The organism is Citrobacter sp. TBCS-14 (genome assembly GCF_005280805.1).
In the GTDB taxonomy this organism is placed as follows: domain Bacteria; phylum Pseudomonadota; class Gammaproteobacteria; order Enterobacterales; family Enterobacteriaceae; genus Citrobacter; species Citrobacter gillenii.
The window spans coordinates 1-618 of the sequence record NZ_SZWM01000570.1; the positions used below are offsets into that span (position 1 = coordinate 1).

The 618-nt window shown below is 55.8% G+C and carries 1 pseudogene; it reads right to left on the minus strand.

Going from position 1 to position 618, the window contains the following annotated elements:
* Positions 1–618 (minus strand): annotated as a pseudogene (locus tag FDX22_RS30125) (SNF2-related protein); the annotation flags it as partial.

Consider the following 618-nt stretch of genomic DNA (forward strand, 5'->3'; position numbering starts at 1 on the left):
TGCGCTTCATCGACAATCAGCAGATCCCATTCGGCGTCACACAGATGCTCCAGGCGCTGTTTACTGCGACGGGCAAAGTCGAGCGAACAGATAACCAACTGTTCGGTTTCAAACGGGTTGTAGGCATCGTGCTGCGCTTCTGCATAACGCTCATCATCAAACAGCGCAAAACGCAGGTTGAAACGACGCAGCATTTCGACCAGCCACTGGTGCTGTAGCGTCTCNCTCAGGGACGATGATCAGCACGCGTTCGGCGGCACCGGACAGCAGTTGCTGATGCAGGATCATCCCGGCTTCAATGGTTTTTCCCAGGCCCACTTCATCTGCCAGTAAAACGCGAGGGGCATGGCGACGACCGACATCATGGGCAATATTAAGCTGGTGGGGGATCAGGCTGGTACGTTGACCACGCAAACCACTCCACGGCATACGGTACTGCTCGCTCTGAAATTTACGTGCGCGATAGCGCAGCGCAAAGCGGTCCATACGGTCAATCTGGCCGGCAAACAGGCGATCCTGTGGTTTGCTGAATACCAGCTTGCTGTCCAGCAGCACTTCACGCAGCGTTACACCGGTTTCTTCGGTATCAAGGCGGGTTCCGATATAGGCAAGCAGGCC